The sequence below is a fragment of the Pseudovibrio sp. Ad13 genome, assembly GCF_001623225.1.
Taxonomy (GTDB): Bacteria; Pseudomonadota; Alphaproteobacteria; order Rhizobiales; family Stappiaceae; genus Pseudovibrio.
Window position 1 is genome coordinate 460,370 of the sequence record NZ_LMCC01000013.1, and the last position, 16,281, is coordinate 476,650.

Sequence of the window (16,281 nt, forward strand, 5' to 3'; positions counted from 1 at the left end):
CGACAGCGAAGAGAATGTCTCCGAGGATCATAAAAAGATCAATGAGTTCGTGAAAGCATTTGATGCTCGCCTGGGTGAGGTTGCAGTCACTTTGGCGAGCCTTGCTACTGCCGGACATTCTCATGAGATGGCCAAGATCAATGGACTGGCAGAGGCATTAGCCCTGCTAGCCTTGGCCAATCACGCGCACAAACTCAATGATCTTTCTGATGTTGATGTGACGGATGCGCCTGACAACTCCATTTTGCAGTTTATTGCAGGAAAGTGGTCATTGGGGCAGCGCGGTTACTCAGTTCAGGAGATCAATAATATTGTGTCGCAGCTGGCGAGTGGGGATCACGAACACCTGATAGGTGATGTTCAAGGCCTTTCGACCAAACTTGCAACACTGGCAAAGGCTTCTGATCTCAATAAATTCGCTGATGCAACGAAGAATGCTAAGTTCAAAAAAGTGCTGTCAGTTCTTGGTGATCTATATCTCAACAATAAAGCCATCATTGCGAATGATTCAGAAGGTGAATTTGCCGATAGATCAGGTGAGAACATTGACCACTTTTGGCATGATGATAGCGACAATGCATGGCACTTTGTTTCTGATGGTCCTTACAAGTCCGTGGGGAATACAAAATTCGTAGCGAAGCGCCTTGACCTGTTGGATACGGACTGGTCCATGAAATCTTCTGACCGATGGTTAGCGCGTTATCGCAACATGTCAGAAAACACAGAAAACATTTCTGCAAACAGATTTAGCGACAGTCTGGTTCTTGAAAACAAACAATATGCTCCAGCTAATGCTTCTGAAGATACCGGCAAGCGTTTCACAAAACGCGGGCTAAAGTCTTTCTCGTATATTGACGGCGGTTCGCAAGGAAAAACGTACGAAGCTTTTGGGGGGTTGTTGTCGACTCGACAGCGCGGCTCTTCAAAAGTTCGAAGCATGGGAGGTTCGTACTCTCAGTGTGGAACTGATACCAATTCCACGGGGAGTGTTGATTATGCCTATGGAGCAAGGAGTTACTCCTTTTTCAACGGTTCGGGCCGGATAGGCGTTTGCGTAGGTATGCATGTTGGCATCAACCCGAACCATGCTAACGCGAGAGTGGGCGATGCGCGCGGTATATACACCCACATGGATTATGATGATGGGACAATCGAAAACGACCCGGTTGCGCTTTATCAAAACTATGATGGTAACTGGGATGGCAAAAAACGCGTCGGTATCGTCCAAGAAGGTGTTCAGGAAAACCGATTGACCGGGAAAACCTTGATTGATGGCAAAGAGGTCATCGATGAAGGCAATCTGGCGTCAAAAATGGAAGCAGCTGGGCTCGGCGGCGGCGGTCCTTTGAAGGTAACTGCGCGTAGTACCGGAACATGGACAAAGCACTCTAAATCAAAAACAGCCGTGGTCTTTCTGACGGCTTCAGGAAAACCTTCGTACAATAATGACTCCGGATATGCGGGCGCTACCGTTGTAAAGATCTTTGATCTGCGCGACGGTCCAAGCACCGGAACCGTCTCTATCGGAAGCAATGAAACGAAGACCTGCACATTTAAATATGACGGTCACACCTTGAGTGTTCGCGGTAACGGCAATGCATCTGGGCATGATGCAGCATTCACAACGACAGTAGCCCGCGGGAGAGACGGAAACGGCGGAGTCCCGACACCCCCGGCTAGTTTCTGGGGTACTGGTGCAATAGGTGCCGCACGCAAAGGCGGCGTTGTGATTTGGGAGTATTGATGTGCCTGATTATGACATTTTGAATAGTGACACCGGTGAAGTCGAAAACACGATTGTTTTTGATGGTGATACCAAGTGGCTAGAGGAAAACTTTGGCGAGGGGAACTGGCGATTATACGAAGAGCCTCCGCGCACATTTGAGGCGACTGATGTTTCTGAAGAAGCTGAGCGGCGGATTGAAGCCGGAACTCGGATCAACGGCACTCAGTTCAAAACAGATCTGGAGTCGGTTGGTCGCTTGAGTGAAATGCTGGACGGGTTTGATGCTGAACTGCCTGAAGCTTCCAAAGTCGAAGCTGTCACAGCTGAAGGCGTGTTGCTCGTGCTTGATACTCGCGAGAAGGTGCAAGCGCTCTATCATGCAGCAATCAAGTACCGTGCCGGTATCGTAACCCGCTCCGCTCAAATCCAGCAGCTCGACCCGGTTCCGGACCCGTCACAAGACATCCTATGGGATCTGACCAAGACCCTACCTGAGGCTATGGAAGAGCTGAGCTAACCAGCCCTTCCAAACAATCAAGACTTAACCCACCCGCACGGTAACACCGGAGCGGGTTTTTTCATGGAGAAATGTCAATGAGCGCGCCCACAATCGGCATGCAATTCTCTTACAAATCGGATGATCCGTTTCCGGTTTCTGAAGGCGATCTATCCAAAGTTGTGGTGATCGATAGCTCTGATGATGCTTCTGGCACAGAGTTTCCAATTGATACAGCAAAGCGCATCTCGTCCAGCGACAAGGACGCGGTTGCAGCTCTCGGAACCGGCCCTTTGCGGGATCATATTCGCGGTATTCAGGACCAGCTCAACGAGCTTGACCGTTCTGCTGATGTCACCATTGTTCGAGCAGAAAAGGGAGCGACCCCTGAGGCCAGCGCTGCTGCAATTGCCGCTATCATCAACTCGATTACTGAGATCCCTACTGCGGTCAATGCAACACCTGGCATTGTGGTTGCTGGTTCAACTGCATGGCGTCCTGATCTGGATACAGTCAGTCCAGTTGTGGCAGCTTTAGAAGCGAACATCGGCAAGATCCTTGCTGTTGCTCCGGTAGATGTTGACCCAACCAGCGCAGACAATGCCATTGACGCACGCGAAACTATGGCTTCAGGTCGCTTGATGCCGGTTGGTGTGGCTGCGCGTGTCTGGGAAGGGGATGCGGTTGTTACTCGCCCTATGGCATCCCGTGTCGCTGGCCTGATTGTTCGTGCAGATACCAACAATGGCAACATGCCATTCGAGACAATCTGCAACGAGCCAATCTTTGGCCTTGCTGGTCTATCTCGGAAAATCCCTTTCAACTTCCTTGATGGCTCTAAGGAAGGCCAGCGCCTACTCGCTGCTGATGTGGCGATTGCTGCGGAAGGTGAGATTGGCGTTTATGGCGCGGTTGCTGATGGTGGCTTTACTTTCCTTGGTACTGACATGGCGCAGACCGACGCTATGTGGCCGCAGCTGCATCAGTTGCGCGGCTCTGACTACATCATCACACAGCTGATGAAGATCACCCGGCGCCATCTGGGCAAGAAGCAGACAGCGCAGCGGGTTGAAAGCTGGGTCCGTGAAATTATCGGTGAGCTGCGTGGGTTGAAGCAGAACGAGCATATCCTTGGCTATACGCCAGCCTCCGAGATGTTCACCGCAGATAAGAACCAGCCTGAATCCATCGAGCTTGGTCACATCAAGCTTGAGATTGGTCAGGAAACTGCAAGCGCCTTCAAGCGTGCTGATTTTGAGCTGCGCCGCTATCGCCCCGCAACCGAAGGCTTGATCAAAGACATTCTGGCGCGTTTGCGCGCTGTTGTTTAATCCTCTTTACTGGAGAACCACACATGCAGCGCCCTATGCTGATTAACGGTGACATTGACCTGCGCTTGGTCAGTGAACCGGACGAATCCCGCGCAAACATTCTGAGCAAGCTTGTTCTGCCTGCCTTCAAATACACAACGGTCAACCACAACCCCGGTGGCGGTATTGGTGCCGTAGACTTCGGTAAACCGCGCACTGAAGCTTTTGAGCCCAAAGCCGAACACAAAGGGCTTGATAACAAGCTGCTTGAAAAATTGGGTAAGCATGAAGAGTGGGTTTTTGCTGGCAACTATCGCCAGATGCCGGGCAACCTTTGGCTACCTGTCCGCGGCTTCATTTATGCCACTCTTATGGAGTGGGAACCTGATGAAATGGGCGCAGATGATCTGCAAGGTTGCAACCTGGCATTCAAGGAAGTCACCCACGTTGAACTCATCCTAGATGGCAAAGAGCTGTTCTATTGGGATTTCTGGGAACGTGAAATGCGGCCTGATCCAACAGATGGCGAACGTAAGCGCGCGCTTGGCCTCTAAGCCCCAAAACCACTCATCGTAACACTCTGAGCCTTCAGCCTTGCTGGGGGCTCTTTTGCTTTAAGGACACGGCAATTGACCACGAAAGCAACCACAGCAACGGTTCAGCTGGATTACCCTTTTGAACATGACGGGCGTGAAATCACCTCATTGTCCTTCCGGCGCATGCGTGCTGGTGACACGCTCATTGGCGAGAAATACTCGAACGAAGAGCAAGCCGGTTTCGCGCTACTGGCAGCACTTGCCGGTGTCGATCTGGAAGTGATTGAACGCCTTGATGTTGAAGACCTAGAGAAAGTCACGCGAGGTGCCGCTCCCCTTATGGGAAAGCAGGGTGTCTTGACCCTGAAGCAGCTCGACGCGAGAGACGAGTACCTGACGGGGTAGACGCGCCTCATTCTCGTGACTTGATTGTCGCGGTATCGCGCAGGCTCCACACGCCAGTTGGTGTGGTCATGAACTGGGAGATTGATTTCTTTTTAGAAACAGTCTCCAGCCTTGGACGTGTGCTCAAGGCTGAAAATGCTCCCCCTCCAAATCGGTAGAATGTCATGGGTGTTTTAACCTCCAAGCTGGTCATTTCAGTTCTAGACCGGGCAAGCGGTCCTGCGCGCGCAATTGCGAACTCCATGAAGGGCATGCAGGCCTCTGCTGATCGTAACAGACGAGAGCTAAACCGAATGCAGGGGCAAATGCTCGGTGCGGTCGGGACAGGTTATATTCTGGCCCGCTCCATCGCTGCCCCTGTAAAGTCTGCCATGGAGTTTGAGTCCGCCATGTCGGACGTGAAGAAGGTCGTTGATTTTGATAGCCCTGAGGGCTTCAAGAAGATGCGCAAAGACATCATCGACATGTCAACGCGCATGCCAATGACAGCTTCCCAGATTGCTGACATCGTGGCTGCAGCAGGTCAGGCCGGTATGGCCGGGGATGAGCTAACCCAGTTTGCGGAGATGGCGGCAAAGGTCGGTGTTGCTTTTGATGTAAGTGCCGGCACAGCAGGCGAGAGCCTTGCGAAGATTAAAACTGCCCTAGGGCTGACCGTGAGCGAGACTGGAGAGCTGGCAGATGCAATCAACCACCTGTCAAACACCTCCGCAAGTTCTGCTCCCGATCTGCTCGACTTTATGCGCCGTGTGGGGTCTGTAGGCAAACAATACGGCTTCACCGCTGAGCAAACAGCAGCCATTGGCTCGGCAATGATTGCATCAGGCGCACAAGCCGATGTCGCGGCCACCAGTTTCCGAAATGCAGGTAAGGCACTGGCACGGGGCGAGGGGTCAACAAAGCGCCAGCACAAAGCCTACAAGCGTTTGGGGCTGGATGCGGTAAAGGTATCCAAGAACCTTCAGAAAGACGCTGTGGGTACGCTTAAAACCGTCATAGGGCAAATCAGAGAGTTACCAAAGGAACTGCAAACTTCGGTCATCTCAGATCTGTTTGGAGATGAAGCACGCGCAATTGCACCTCTGATTGAGAATGCAGCGCTTCTGGATAATGCTTTGGGCTCTGTAGCCTCAAAGGCGCAGTTTCTTGGGTCGTCTCAGGCGGAGTTCGAGGAGCGTTCGAGAACCTCAGCGGCTCAGTTGCAGAAGTTCCAGAACAAGATTGAAGCTGCATCGATTGCAATTGGCAGCTCATTGCTCCCGGTGCTTAATGACTTCATGGACACGATTGGGCCACACATAAAAGCCTTCACTAAATGGGCTGAAGAAAACCCCAAGATACTATCGGATATTATTAAATACGGTAGTGCGATCATAGGCGTGCTCATTGCTCTGACTGGCCTCAGGTTCGCAGCAAAGCTACTCAAGACCACCCTTATTGATACGGTGCTCGGTGTTGGCAAGATGCTTAAGAGAGCGGGCAAGTTAGCCGGAATCTCAATGGGGCGTAGCCGTAAGACCCGCAGTACCGCTGGCCCCGCAGGTGCTAAGCCTTCTTCAGTCAAGAAAACTAGTGTTCCTCAGGTATCCCGAAAAATGCCAGCTGCTGCCAATGATAACGGAGGCGGGAAATCCAATATCAAAGGGATGAAGGCTAGCAAGCTATTGAAAGGTGCAGCAAGCCTGAATGCTATAGGTCTAGCCCTCAACGAGTTTGAGCACTCAATCAATACATGGGGCATGAGTTGGAAGGATAGAGCCCAGTATGCGCAGAACAGGTTCAAAGATGGGGCCGCTCGCGGTGAGGCAATGAACCAATGGCTTGAGGATCTCATTGGGGTACGCAAAGGGCCGGTTGAGAAAGGCAATGTTCTGGTTGAGGCCCTAAAGCAAGACCTGGCATTGATCGATAGCCAGATTGCAGAGTTGGGCGATAGCCGAAGCGAGAGACAAACCAAACGAGGCTTGCAGACAGACCGCGAGGAAATTGCTGAGCAACTGAAAGCACTCAACGCCGAGCTTGCGCAGACTGCGAATGGAATTGCTGAAGCTAAAGTAGCAGAGGCACTTCAAACAAAGGCAAACCAAATCCTTGCAGTCCCGATCCCCAAACCTTCTGCGGGTTCTGCCCTGAAGGTTCCGCAGATCTCAGGCGCCCGAGCATTGGGCGGGCAGTTTGTGGGTGGCCGTAACTATCTAGTGGGAGAGAATGGTGCCGAACTGGTGACCCCGAGCCAGTCCGGATACGTCCACACCGCTTCAGAGAGTGCAAAGATCCTCGGCGGTGGCGGCTCAGGCTCATCTTCGGGCGAAACTCATTATCATTTTGGCCCCTTCTATGTAGACGCGGCAAGCAGTGCGTCTGACATGGTCGAAGGGTTTGTTGAACAGGTCGAAGATCGGATGTCCGGCCTTCATGCAGACCGAGAATATGCGGTGCGCTGATGCTTTACATGCTTGGAGCTTTGCAGATGGATACTTTCCCATTCAACGTGGATCAGGTGTCTATCTCGGCAAAGGCTGATTGGGCCAGAAAGCCCGTTATGGGCGGGATGAAGCCCGGTGAGTTTATGGGAGATGGGGGCAAGACCCTTAATCTCTCAGGGCAGCTGCTACCTATCAGGATCGGTGGGCTGGTCGAACTTGAGATTGCCGACAAGATGCGACGGACTGGGGAAGTCTTCCCGGTGCTGCGTGGTGATGGCAAGCCAATGGGGAACTACTTTATCAAGTCCTCAAAACAAACGCACAAAGAGCTGGAAAGAGACGGTGTTCCTTTTGTGATCACCTATCAGATTGGGCTTGAACAGCTGCCGGATGAAACCCCGGTCTCACCTGATCTCATTCCAGATCTGATTTCAGTCTTCGACCTGCTTTAAGGGGCGGCTATGTCCACCACAGTAACCGTTACAGGTGAAGGGATCACCTTGGACCTCCTGCTGGTGCGCGTGCACGGCTGGAAGGGGCAGGATCTCATCACCGAGGCCCTGAGCCTTAACCCCGGCATAGCGGGCGAAGGAGCTTTTCTTGCAGCTGGCCGGAAAGTGCTTATTCCAGACCTGCCATCTGAAGTCACAATCACACCAGAGCCGACAATAGACTTGTTTGGATAGCGCATGAACGAATGGACCGTAGATTGGAAAGTCATCTTGAATGGCAATGACATCTCGCAGGATCTTCGCCCCTATCTCATGAACATTTCAGCGACGGATAAGGCCGGGATCAGCTCTGACAGTTGCAGTCTTAGCCTTGATGATCGTGCAGGGCAGATCAAATTGCCGAGTGCTGGCCACCGACTATCCGTAATCCTTGAAGGCAAGAAGGTCTTTGAAGGGGTGACTGACCAGCCCGTTTCCTCAAGCAACCGCTCTGGAGGGCAAAAGCTCTCAATCAAGGCGAAAGGCTTCGATGAACGCTCACCGGTCAAGCAACCGCTTTTCTTCCATAAAGACGAAGCAACACTTGAAGAATTCCTGCAAGGCGCTGCCAAGAAAGCCGGATTTAACATCAAGGTAGACCCGGCATTCAAAGAAATCTTTCGCGACTACTGGTCGGCAAATGGAGAGAGCTTTCATTCAATCGGCCAGCGCTATGCGAAAGAGCTGAACGGGGCATTCAAGATCAGAGATAAGACGGCTGTTTTACTGCCGTTGGGAGCTGACAACGAGCTCCCGATCATCAAGTGCACCTATCCCGGCAATATCATCACTTGGCGCTTGAAACCCCGTGATCTGCGCAGGGCTTTCACTGGAAGCTCTGTCCGCTATGTGGATCGGGAGAAAGGCAAGGTGGTTGAAATCAAACGCCCCTACAAAGAGGAGGAAATCGAAGACCCTGCGCTAAAAGATCCGGTATTAAATGCCATTCGCTCTACGGTCAAAGATGAAGACCAAGCCAAAGAACTTCTTAAGGCACGTGAGAGCCAAAGCAAGCGAGAGAAAGCTTCGGGGTCGATCACGATCAACTTTGAGCCTGAGGTGCAGGCAGAAGCTCTGTGCACCGTTGAAGGCATCAAGCAGGGCATTGATGGCAAGTACCGGGTAGAAAGCAGAACACACAAGGCGTCGAGGGGTGGAGGAGCCACTACAACCTTAAGCGTGAAAGATCCCCAAGACGGAGCAGGGAAAAGGGAAGGGGCAAAAACAACGACCCCAACCAAGAAACCCGCCCTGACGGGAGACGGTCTAAATCGAAACGGTAGAACCGGGACACAACAGTAGCCAACCAACCGCCCTCAGAGGCGGTTTTTTTTATTGGAGATCCCTGACATGAAATCAACCAAAACCCGGTTGGTCGGCGCTTCTGCAGCCCTCATAGTTGCATTTGTGGGCGCTTGGGAAGGTCTGAAAACAACAGCCTACAAAGACATAGTCGGTGTGCCAACGATTTGCTACGGCGAAACCAAAGGCGTCAAGCTAGGTGATACAGCAACCAAGGCCGAGTGTGATGCAATGCTTGATGTATCCCTCAAAGAACATGAAGCCGGGATGCGTAAATGCCTGACAACCCCGGAAAAGATCCCAATCAAAACCTATCTTGCAATGGTTTCGCTGTCTTACAACATCGGATCAGGTGCATTTTGCAAATCGACTGCAAGGCGCAGGTTGAATGCAGGCAATTGGACGGGAGCTTGTCAGGCTGCCACTTGGTTCAACAGGGCTGGTGGTCGGAAAGTACAGGGCCTCGTTAATCGCAGGCAAGATGAATACAAACTTTGCATGCAAGGGGCGAAGGGATGATAGATCTCATCTCCTCGTTTATCTCAACAGGCATTGAAACCTTGCTGGCTTATGGGCCGCTTGTTGGCGCATTGCTGGCCTTTGTGGCTAGATTTGAACCTCGCACACCCAACTGGCTTTCTACTCTCGCAACAACGGCTCTGCTTTGCGTCTCGGTTTGGTTCTTCTCCGCCCTTCATCATGACAAACAAGCGGAAGTAGCCCAACTGAAGGCAGATAACAACGCGCTCACACGCGTAGCAACAGCGCACAAGGTCATCTCAAAGCAAGCAAGTGAAAAGCTGTTGGATCGCATCCAGCAGATGAGCACGCTTGAAGAAAAGGTAAGGGACTATGAACTTGAGCTGGAGAGGGGCAAGATTACCGCTTGTCCTTCTGATCCCGTTTATCTTAGCAGGATGCGAGCACTTCAATTCCGGAAGGCTCATTAAAAACTCTGGGGAGCTGTTCAAGCCTCCTGATCCTCCACCCGATCTAACAGTCGAAACGAAAGACCCTGGCATTACCGGCGATCAAGGCCGGGATGCAATCAGGCATAGAGCTGCATTGATAGCCTGCCATGCAAAGGAACAGGGCTGGCAGTCCTTTTATGGAAGCATTCAGGACAACTTGAAAGGTATTGCCAAATGATGCCGAAGACAGAGTTCGGGTCAATCACTGGATTGAGTGTCTACGGGGCTCTGGGGTATGCATCTAGCTACCTTGAGCCGGTACTTCAGTTCGCCTTACTGCTCGCAGTATTAATCGGAGCAATCTTGTTGGCTTATGGCCGCTGGGTTGATGCCCGGAACAAGCGGTTAGACACCCGTATCAAACTGCACCAGCTGAAAGATCTGGAAGAGGCAGGCGACAAGCGAGAATAGAAAATGATAGCCCCAAAAACGGGGCTATCCAGTTCCTTGCTTAGATCCAGTCATCAGGCTCTAGGTCATCAAGCGCTGCACCAAACAACGCGAGACGCTCCATTTCCTTTTGAGTTAGTGCCACATGCAGATGAATTAGTTCGCCAACGGTAGTGACTTCGCAGCGTTGTGCTAGAAAATCTAGAGCGACGGATAACATATTATTACCTTTTAAAGTTCTTCAGTATTCCAGAGAGGCGGATGCGCAAACTATTTGCTTAGAAATTGGCATCTGCAATGGGAATATGCTTACAATCTTAGATTTGCTAGAACTTTATAAGTCTTTGACTGAAAACAGGGTTTTCGGTTACGAACTCTCAAAGGATTGCGGGAAGAAAACCAAAGTTGCTCTTATGGGGGGTGGTTTTTTGCAGTAGTCGCTGCCCTAGAGATTCTTGATAATCTGACAAAAATAGCAATAAAGTCTAAAATATACTGAAAAATAATTACCTAAAGTTGCTAGAAAATATTATCTACACCTTAGGGTGGAGCGCTTAGGGTATGTCAATTGCTAACTATGTGTAATTTCTACTGAGGGATATCCCTGATCGTCTTTAGAAGTACGATTCGGGCAGCAGTATGTCACCTGCCATACTAAGACAGAACCGGCAGCGGATGATCTGACATTTAAGGAACGGGGTTGACAGCACTTCCGTTTCTAATTTTTAGCGCCCCACACCCATTCCTATGCTTTACATTTCGGTTGTAAACTATTGATGCCACGTGGGGGTAATTGGTGCAGTTGTGCAGCTATCTCATTGTTTTTTCGTAAAAAGACCCAGCCTTCTAAGCCGACGGTCGCAGGTTCGAATCCTGCAGGGATCGCCATTTTTCTCTCCCAATTCATTGAGCGAAAACTCAGCTCCCTCTAAAACTAGTAGTTTCCTGCATTCTCGCCCCTTTTGAGCAAATTTATCTCATCATTTGAGTGGCGCAGCTTTTTATTCCAATGTGACATAGCCAAATAAAATCTTCAGTTTTGAAATGCTCAAAATCCCAGCAAAACTGAAGGGATATAAGGTGTTCAATCAGTGGCAGTTTTAATAAATTCCTCTAATAGATCATTGTGCACGCCACATTTTTGCTGTAATTGACGGCAAAACACGCCCTAGGGGAAATCAACGAGTTGAACTGCGTGCAAAAATCATCTGACATCCGTACGAACTGGACGCGTGAAGAGGCTGAGTCTCTTTACAACCTGCCGTTTAATGACCTGCTGTTTAAAGCTCACTGCGTTCATCGCGAGCATTTTGACCCCAATGAGGTCCAGCAAAGCCAGCTCTTAAGCATCAAGACAGGCGGTTGCCCGGAAGATTGCGCTTATTGCAGCCAGTCCGCTCGCAACAACACCGAGCTGTCCGCCTCAAAGCTTCTTGAAGTCCAAATGGTGCTGGAAGAAGCCAAAAAGGCGAAGGAAGGCGGCGCAACCCGGTATTGCATGGGCGCAGCCTGGCGCTCTCCTAAAGATCGCGACATGCGCGCCATTGAAATGATGGTGGAAGGCGTCAAAGAGCTCGGCATGGAAAGCTGCATGACGCTTGGCATGCTGACGCCGGAGCAAATTCTGCGCCTCAAAGATGCTGGGTTGGATTATTACAATCACAACATCGACACTTCAGAGCGCTACTACAGCGAGGTTATTACAACCCGCAAGTTCTCTGATCGTATCGATACCCTGAATCTGGTCAAGGAATCCGGTATCAAAGTCTGTTCTGGCGGCATCGTCGGCATGGGCGAAAAAGATATGGATCGCCTCGACATGCTGGTTTCTCTGGCAACACTGGAAGAGCATCCGGACAGCGTGCCGATCAACATGCTTATCCCGATTGAAGGCACGCCGCTTCAGGATGCCGAACCGGTTGACCCGATTGACTTTGTTCGTCTGATTGCCGTTGCACGTATCATGATGCCGAAATCTCATGTACGCCTGTCGGCAGGCCGGACAGAAATGTCTGATGAGACGCAGGCAATGTGTTTCTTTGCTGGAGCAAACTCCATCTTCAAAGGCGAAACACTGCTCACCACAGACAACCCGGAAGGCTCCAAGGACGCAGCTTTGTTCAAACGCCTTGGTATCCGCCCTATGGGACTGAAAAGCTGTGCGGCTGAGCATGAGCCTGCTGAATAAGCACCAAGGAGCGCTCGAGCGTCTGGCAGAACGGGGCAGGTCCCGTTCTCTGCTCAAAGCGCATGGCTGCGATTTTTCGTCCAATGACTATCTGGCGCTGACAACAGCGCCAGAATTGCGTTTAGCGGCAGAAAACGCCCTTGCCCGTGGTGTCGGTCTCGGCGCAGGCGGCTCACGCCTCTTGCGCGGCAATGATCCTGAGCATGAAGCGCTTGAGCTGGAAGCGGCAAACCTGTTCAACACAGAGCGATCCCTTTTCTTCGGTGGGGGATACAACGCCAATATGGCGCTGTTCTCAACCCTGCCGCAGCAGGGCGACCTTGTCCTGCATGACAACCTCATTCACGCCAGTGCACATGACGGCATGAAGTTGGGTGCAGCCCAGTCCATGGCCTTCAAACATAATCAGGTTGAGGATGCGCAGGCACGTATTGCCCAGTGGCGCCAACAAGGCGAAACAGGGCGCATCTGGATCGCCTGCGAAAGCCTTTACAGCATGGACGGAGATCAGGCACCGATCCCGGACCTGATAGAACTCGCTGATACCTACGATGCGTTTTTACTGGTCGATGAAGCCCACGCGACAGGCGTGCTGGGTGAGGGCGGCAAAGGCCTGGCAGCGGAATTTGAAGGCCGGGAGAACGTCATTTCGCTCCATACCTGCGGCAAAGCTCTTGGAGCCTCCGGCGCACTTGTTTGCGGACCCGCTATTCTGATCGACTATCTCATCAACCGCGCGCGCGGGTTCATCTACGCAACAGCGCCATCGCCTCTGGTCGCAGCCATCGTGCGTGCATCGCTAAAACTGGTACGGGATCAACCGGAACGGCGTGACCAGCTTGCTGACCTTGTAAAACATGCAAATACTGAGATGGGCCGTTTGTGCGGACAAAAGGGCAGCGGAACGCATATTCTTCCGTTCCTCATTGGCGATGACAAGCGCACCATGCTGATTGCAAAAGCACTGCAGGAACGCGGCTATGACATCCGCGGCATTCGCCCACCAACCGTACCACGGGGCACATCCCGCCTGCGCATTGCGTTGACCTTGCACGCCAGCAAGTCTGATGTATCCAATATGTTTGAAGTGCTTGCAGAAGAAATGGGGCTGGTTCGCTCATGACAAAACCAATCGTAGTTACAGGCACCGACACCGGTATCGGCAAAACAATTTTCTCTGCAGCGCTGACGCAGGCTTTAGCTGCCACCTACTGGAAGCCCGTTCAATCCGGACTGGAAGAAGAAACCGACACACAAGCTGTGACGCGTCTGACAGGCTGTAAAACACTGCCAGAGACATACTGTTTGCAGGTTCCCGCTTCTCCGCATTTCTCAGCGGAAGCAGAAGATGTCCTGATCGATACGGAGAGCCTGGCATTACCTCAGGTCGATGGACCGCTGGTCGTTGAAGGGGCAGGTGGCCTCATGGTTCCGCTCACGCGTGAGACGCTGTACATTGATCTCTTCAAAAAGTGGCAGGCACCGATTGTGTTGTGCGCCCGCACCGGCCTTGGCACCATCAACCACAGCTTGCTTTCCATTGAAGCACTGCGTACTCGTGGCTGCAACCTGCTCGGCATCGTGTTTATCGGTGAGGAAGTGGCAGATTCAGAACGCACGATCGCAGAGTACGCAGGCGTCAAGAAGCTTGGTCGCTTGCCACTGCTGCAACAAATCACCCCAGAAACAATAAGAACAGCGTTTGCAGAGAATTTCCGTCTGGAAGACTTCTGCCTGCAAAACGGGGAGAACGCATAATGTCTAAGCACTCACCAATCTGGCATCCATTCACCCAGCACGCTGTGCTGACGGAAATGACCAAGATTACGGGCGGTTCTGGCGCATACCTGACAAAGGATGACGGCGACAAACTGCTTGATGCCATTGCTTCCTGGTGGGTCGTAACCCACGGCCACTGCCATCCGCACGTCATCGGCGCAATCAAGGAGCAGGCGGAAAAGCTGGATCAGGTGATCTTTGCAGGTCACACCCATGAGCCTGCAGAGCGACTTGCGCAGCAGCTGCTGAGTTGCACGCCTGATGGACTGGATTATGTCTTCTTCTCAGACAGCGGTTCTACCAGTGTGGAAGTGGCGCTCAAGATGGCGCTCGGCTATTGGCATCATCTGGGTGAAAAACGCCAGCGCATTGTCGTTATGGAAAACAGCTATCACGGCGACACCATCGGCACCATGTCCGTTGGCGAGCGTGGCGTTTTCAACCAGCCTTACAATCCGCTGCTGTTTGATGTGGCCAAAGTGCCGTTCCCAACCGCTGGCAATGAGCAGAACACGCTAGATGAGTTGGATAAGCTCTGCGCCCAAGGTGATGTTGCAGCGTTTATCGTAGAACCACTCGTTCTGGGTGCTGGTGGCATGCTCATGTATTCCGCTGAAACACTGCGGGCACTCCATGAGATATGCAAGAAGCACAATGTACTATTCATCGCTGATGAGGTGATGACGGGGTGGGGCCGTACAGGCAAGATGTTCGCCTGTGAACATGCTCAGATCACGCCGGATATCGCGTGCTATTCCAAAGGTCTGACAGGTGGTTCTTTGCCGCTTGCCGTCACCATGTGCTCCTCGGCAATCTATGATGAGCATTATTCCATGGACAGAAGCAAAACCTTCTTCCATTCCAGCTCATATACAGCAAACCCAATCGCCTGCGCCGCTGCGGTCGCCAATCTGGAGATCTGGGAGAATGAGCCGGTCTATGACCGCATAGCAAAGCTCATGCAAATGCAATCCGCTGGCCTTGCGCGTTTCAAAGACGATGATCGTTTCACCAACATCCGTCAGACGGGCACAATCGCGGCCATGGATATCAACGTGAAGGATCACGGATATCTGTCTGATGTCGGCCCGCGCCTCTATGAGTTCTTCAAGTCAAAGAACCTGCTGCTGCGCCCACTGGGCAACACGCTCTATTCCATGCCGCCATACTGCGTCACACAGGGCGATATTGACCAGATCTATGATGCGATAGCTGAGGCCGCTGATGAACTCCTCTAAGGACCGTGGCGGGCTGATCGGCTTCGGCCATTACGCACCAGAACGCCGCGTGCTCAATGCGGAGATTGAACAGGATCTGGGACTGGAAGAGGGCTGGATCGAACGCCGCACCGGCATTCGTGAGCGCCGCTATGTCTCCTCTGATCAGGCTCTCACAGACATCGCACTGCCAGCAGCTCAAATGGCGATTGAGGACGCTGGTATCGATCCGGCTAAAATCGGCCTGACACTGCTGGCAACCAGCACACCTGACCACCTGTTACCGCCCTCAGCACCTCTGCTGGTGCACAAACTTGGCCTGCCAAACTCCGGCGGCATCGATATGGCAGGAGCTTGCGCAGGGTTCCTTTACGCACTGGCCATGGCCGATGCCTATGCCAAAGCGCAAGGCATTGCGGTTCTCGTCGTCGCAGCCAATATCTTGAGCCGCCGCATCAACCCGGCAGAACGCGCCAGCCGCGTGTTATTCGCCGATGCTGCAGGTGCCGTTGTGGTTCTGCCACCAGCACATAAAGAGCAGGGCATCCTTGCTGCCGATCTGGCATCTGATGGCGCTTATTACGACCTCATCAAAATCCCCGGCGGTGGCAGTCGCAATCCGTACAGACCGGATATGGACCCCAATGAGTACCTGATGAGCCTGCAAGGCGGGCAGACGGTCTTCGCCAAAGCGGTCAACACGCTCACGGACTCAGCAATGAAAATTCTGGGGCAGGCGGACATCAAACCGTCAGAGGTAGATCACTGGGCGCCCCACCAGGCCAACTCCCGGATCATTCAGGCTGTCGGAACCAATCTTGGAATAAACGCCGATAAGACACTGATGACACTGGGGGAATACGGCAATAGTTCAGCAGCCACCATCCCATTCAGCCTCTCCAAGTGTCGGGAAAATCGAAACTATAAGGCGGGTGACAAAATTCTATTGTCTGCCATAGGCGCGGGCTTCGTCAGCGGGTCCTTGTTGATCGGCATGTAGCAAAAGCGCCCACTCGTGGTGGAAAGACGAGCGGGCGCGTGCGC

Annotated in this window: 19 protein-coding genes; 17 read left to right on the forward strand and 2 right to left on the reverse strand. The window is 52.3% G+C overall.

The window, feature by feature from the left end:
• The first annotated feature begins 49 nt into the window (after positions 1 to 49).
• The 5 genes from PsAD13_RS15855 (at position 50) to PsAD13_RS15875 (ending at position 4,473) form a co-directional block, all read left to right on the forward strand.
• Entirely contained in the window at positions 50 to 1,744 is a 1,695-nt protein-coding gene (locus PsAD13_RS15855; protein WP_153040901.1) for a hypothetical protein, read from the forward strand.
• A 1-nt stretch (position 1,745) separates the two neighbouring features.
• Positions 1,746 to 2,243, forward strand: a complete 498-nt coding sequence (locus PsAD13_RS15860; RefSeq protein WP_063318779.1) for a hypothetical protein — start codon at positions 1,746 to 1,748, stop codon at positions 2,241 to 2,243.
• A 77-nt stretch (positions 2,244 to 2,320) separates the two neighbouring features.
• A complete protein-coding gene (locus tag PsAD13_RS15865) occupies positions 2,321 to 3,553 on the forward strand; it encodes a hypothetical protein (RefSeq protein ID WP_063318780.1) in 1,233 nt (410 codons plus the stop codon).
• A 23-nt stretch (positions 3,554 to 3,576) separates the two neighbouring features.
• A complete protein-coding gene (locus tag PsAD13_RS15870) occupies positions 3,577 to 4,086 on the forward strand; it encodes a phage major tail tube protein (RefSeq protein WP_063292092.1) in 510 nt (169 codons plus the stop codon).
• Between the two features lie 75 nt (positions 4,087 to 4,161).
• Positions 4,162 to 4,473 (forward strand): phage tail assembly protein, encoded by a 312-nt coding sequence (locus tag PsAD13_RS15875; protein ID WP_063318781.1) that lies wholly within the window; start codon positions 4,162 to 4,164, stop codon positions 4,471 to 4,473.
• Between the two features lie 7 nt (positions 4,474 to 4,480).
• On the opposite strand, the gene PsAD13_RS27825 is transcribed toward PsAD13_RS15875, so the two are convergent.
• Positions 4,481 to 4,639 (reverse strand): hypothetical protein, encoded by a 159-nt coding sequence (locus PsAD13_RS27825; protein WP_193777057.1) that lies wholly within the window; start codon positions 4,637 to 4,639, stop codon positions 4,481 to 4,483.
• Between PsAD13_RS27825 and PsAD13_RS15880 the strand changes: the two genes are divergently transcribed.
• From PsAD13_RS15880 to PsAD13_RS15910, 7 genes are all read left to right on the forward strand, one after another.
• Positions 4,638 to 6,917 (forward strand): phage tail tape measure protein, encoded by a 2,280-nt coding sequence (locus PsAD13_RS15880; RefSeq protein WP_063318782.1) that lies wholly within the window; start codon positions 4,638 to 4,640, stop codon positions 6,915 to 6,917. The two genes, PsAD13_RS27825 and PsAD13_RS15880, sit on opposite strands and share 2 nt — an antisense overlap.
• 26 nt (positions 6,918 to 6,943) lie before the next feature.
• The gene (locus PsAD13_RS15885; protein WP_193777058.1) at positions 6,944 to 7,351 is read left to right on the forward strand and encodes a phage tail protein; all 408 of its coding nucleotides are present in this window, start codon (positions 6,944 to 6,946) and stop codon (positions 7,349 to 7,351) included.
• A gap of 9 nt (positions 7,352 to 7,360) precedes the next feature.
• Complete coding sequence (locus tag PsAD13_RS15890; RefSeq protein ID WP_063318783.1) at positions 7,361 to 7,585, forward strand: tail protein X; 225 nt, start codon at positions 7,361 to 7,363, stop codon at positions 7,583 to 7,585.
• A gap of 3 nt (positions 7,586 to 7,588) precedes the next feature.
• Entirely contained in the window at positions 7,589 to 8,692 is a 1,104-nt protein-coding gene (locus PsAD13_RS15895; RefSeq protein WP_063318784.1) for a hypothetical protein, read from the forward strand.
• A gap of 48 nt (positions 8,693 to 8,740) precedes the next feature.
• Positions 8,741 to 9,211, forward strand: a complete 471-nt coding sequence (locus PsAD13_RS15900; RefSeq protein WP_063307397.1) for a lysozyme — start codon at positions 8,741 to 8,743, stop codon at positions 9,209 to 9,211.
• Complete coding sequence (locus tag PsAD13_RS15905) at positions 9,208 to 9,642, forward strand: hypothetical protein (RefSeq protein WP_063318785.1); 435 nt, start codon at positions 9,208 to 9,210, stop codon at positions 9,640 to 9,642. The genes PsAD13_RS15900 and PsAD13_RS15905 overlap by 4 nt, the downstream gene beginning before the upstream one ends.
• 195 nt (positions 9,643 to 9,837) lie before the next feature.
• On the forward strand, positions 9,838 to 10,074 hold the full coding sequence (locus tag PsAD13_RS15910; protein WP_063318786.1) for a hypothetical protein: 237 nt from the start codon (positions 9,838 to 9,840) through the stop codon (positions 10,072 to 10,074).
• 40 nt (positions 10,075 to 10,114) lie between these two features.
• On the opposite strand, the gene PsAD13_RS27830 is transcribed toward PsAD13_RS15910, so the two are convergent.
• Positions 10,115 to 10,273, reverse strand: coding sequence for a hypothetical protein (locus PsAD13_RS27830; protein WP_193777059.1), 159 nt, complete (start codon positions 10,271 to 10,273; stop codon positions 10,115 to 10,117).
• Positions 10,274 to 11,248: 975 nt separating this feature from the next.
• Between PsAD13_RS27830 and bioB the strand changes: the two genes are divergently transcribed.
• The 5 genes from bioB to PsAD13_RS15935 are packed head-to-tail and all read left to right on the forward strand — an operon-like array spanning position 11,249 to position 16,237.
• Entirely contained in the window at positions 11,249 to 12,241 is a 993-nt protein-coding gene (gene bioB / locus PsAD13_RS15915; protein WP_063318925.1) for a biotin synthase BioB, read from the forward strand.
• Entirely contained in the window at positions 12,225 to 13,364 is a 1,140-nt protein-coding gene (locus PsAD13_RS15920; protein WP_063318787.1) for an 8-amino-7-oxononanoate synthase, read from the forward strand. Before bioB ends, PsAD13_RS15920 begins: the two co-directional genes overlap by 17 nt.
• Positions 13,361 to 13,999: a dethiobiotin synthase gene (gene bioD / locus PsAD13_RS15925; protein ID WP_063318788.1), complete on the forward strand. Its 639-nt coding sequence runs from the start codon at positions 13,361 to 13,363 to the stop codon at positions 13,997 to 13,999. The genes PsAD13_RS15920 and bioD overlap by 4 nt, the downstream gene beginning before the upstream one ends.
• Positions 13,999 to 15,258 carry an adenosylmethionine--8-amino-7-oxononanoate transaminase gene (locus PsAD13_RS15930; protein WP_063318789.1) on the forward strand — a complete coding sequence of 420 codons (1,260 nt, stop codon included), beginning with the start codon at positions 13,999 to 14,001 and terminating at the stop codon, positions 15,256 to 15,258. The genes bioD and PsAD13_RS15930 overlap by 1 nt, the downstream gene beginning before the upstream one ends.
• On the forward strand, positions 15,245 to 16,237 hold the full coding sequence (locus PsAD13_RS15935) for a beta-ketoacyl-ACP synthase III (protein WP_063318790.1): 993 nt from the start codon (positions 15,245 to 15,247) through the stop codon (positions 16,235 to 16,237). Before PsAD13_RS15930 ends, PsAD13_RS15935 begins: the two co-directional genes overlap by 14 nt.
• Positions 16,238 to 16,281: the final 44 nt, after the last annotated feature.